Annotated in this window: 2 protein-coding genes; both read right to left on the bottom strand. The window is 44.2% G+C overall.

The genetic code is table 11. From position 1 onward, the window contains the following. On the bottom strand, positions 1–880 hold an 880-nt coding region (locus AC3LHT_RS10445; RefSeq protein ID WP_488662844.1), incomplete at its 3' end, for a glycosyltransferase. A 73-nt stretch (positions 881–953) separates the two neighbouring features. Next, positions 954–2,093: a glycosyltransferase family 4 protein gene (locus AC3LHT_RS10440; protein WP_488662843.1), complete on the bottom strand. Its 1,140-nt coding sequence runs from the start codon at positions 2,091–2,093 to the stop codon at positions 954–956. Positions 2,094–2,325: the final 232 nt, after the last annotated feature.

Genomic DNA, 2,325 nt, shown 5'->3' with positions numbered 1-2,325 from the left:
CAAATATGCCCAAGGATAAATCGAATGATCGGATAAATGCACCAAGATGCTCCGTTGGAATCCAATCCTGAAATATTACATTGGAAAGTCCCCACTTTCGAGCCATACTTTCCATCTTTTCCCGAAGCTGCCCCGAACCTACCAGAAAAAAACGTATGTTCGGATCGTCCGTAAAATATCGAGCGGCCTCCAGTATTACATCAACACCGTGAAGGGGAATGTAGGTTCCGACGAAAAGAATTTTGAATATTTCGTGAGAAACGACCCGGGGTGCTTCAAAATCTTTATTATTTTTATTAATTGTAGGCCCCACAAATATCCTGAACACACTTTCAGGAGACAACCTATACTTCTCTGTGATGTACCGGTAGTGATCTTCCGTATCGATGAGGCATAAGTCAGCATATCGACAGCATGATCTTTCAAATTGGCGCAGCAATTGTGCAAACAGACCGTCCGATTTCAACAGCTCTCGATCCTCGATCAACATCTCATAAAGCGGAATAAAGACATCATAAACAAGGATGGCTTGCCTCTGGAAAAGAAAGCGCAGAAACCATGCCAGATGGATGTGAAAATAACCGGGATGCCCAACAATCACGGCATCCACATTGGGGGACCTTATGAACTTCCACGTCAAAGCTATAAAGCTCACGATCAAGCCAAGAAAAAAACGTGCGACCCCCAAAGGATTTTTGACTATATCCATTCTCCTCTGGAATGAACCGGCAAGTTCGAAATGGGTTTCGACTACATCTACACCATTGAGGCGCAGACCGCGAATCAGATTGTTATTTCGCGGATACTCGATTCCTTTTGAATAGATGCCGAAATAAAGAAATTTCATTGGAACAGCTCTGATTTTCTCATGTACTGACATACCACTTCTCGCAAAAATACTGGCTCAAGCTAAAGAGATATAAGCACGTATTATGTAAACATACTGTTAACAACTAACGTGTTCTTTTCAATGCTGCTAAAAAAAGTTCCTCTGTTGCCTTTCCCATGGCATTAACGGTAAAACATTTTGCAGCAGCTTTTCCCCCTTTGCTCAAACGGTAAGCGGTATTCGGGCTGGATGCAATCTTTTCGATAGCTAATGCAAGACCTTTTTCGTCTCCGGGATCAACAAAAAGTGCTTCTTTGCCATCAACGAAAATTTCCTTTACTCCTCCCATTGATGTGGCTATAACCGGTGTTCCGGCTCTCATAGCCTCCAAGTAAACAAGTCCAAAACCTTCGGTGAAAGATGGAAGGGCGAAAACATCTGCGCTGATCATCATACCACGCACTTGTTCATTCGGCTGCAAACCATGAAACTCCACTGCCTCAGCGATGCCGAGTTTGCGAGCCTGCTTCACAATGTAGGGCTGATTACGATCTTTGCCCACAACGTGCACCCGAACATCAGGAAACTGCGGCAGCAACTGAGCAGTAGCCTTTAATAGGACAGGAAGACCTTTGCGCTGAAAATTACTACCTACAAAGAGTATTGATGGTGAGCCAGTCAGTGGAATCGGAGAAACTGGCGACTGATCAGGAAGGCCAATGTAGATCAAACGTACTTTTTTGGGGTCCATGCGATAATTATTAATCACTTTGCAACCAACATACTTAGCATTGACGGCAACTGCATCCATACGACAGTAAGTATTTCTTTCAACTACACGAAGCAGCCAATAGTAAATCCCCCGTAGATGCCGGTCCGAAAAGATATTACGAGAGAAATTCACATCCAGCCAATCCAGAGCATAAGAATCATTGATCATCCCTGTAACAGGAATTGGAGAATGACGAACACACCATGCCTCCCTGGCATCAGTAAAATGAGCAATGTCATATTCCATTGCCTCGTAAGATAGAATCTTCGCAAACGAAACGCCTAAACTCAACCATCCGCCGGGAGTAGGATCAAGCCGGGAATGTGACGCCCTATGAATTCTCAGGTCAGGCATTTCAATGCCTTCACCTTCAGGAACCACGGCAGTAATTCGGTGTCCAAGATTGCTCAAGCCGGTAATAAGGCCATGGGTATAGGTTCCAACTCCGCTGCGAAAAGCTGCGAGTTGCTGGGTAAAAAGAAGGATACGCATCAGTTTCTCACGATAAAATCCCCATGAAAGAGGGCAAGTATGTCGCATATAATTATTGTTGCTGCCTTCATTTTTGACTTCCTTCAAATTAGAGCAAGTTTATTTATTCTGTATCGGCCTGCGTGTAGAGACTTTATTTCCGTATAAGTTGCCGCCAATGTGCTCGTAGAAATCCTCGGGCATGGACAGCTAACCATACCCAGGACAAATTGTGGAATCCGTTTTTCTTCCG

The organism is Kosmotoga sp., from assembly GCF_982836095.1.
This window is presented reverse-complemented; position numbering and strand designations above follow the sequence as displayed.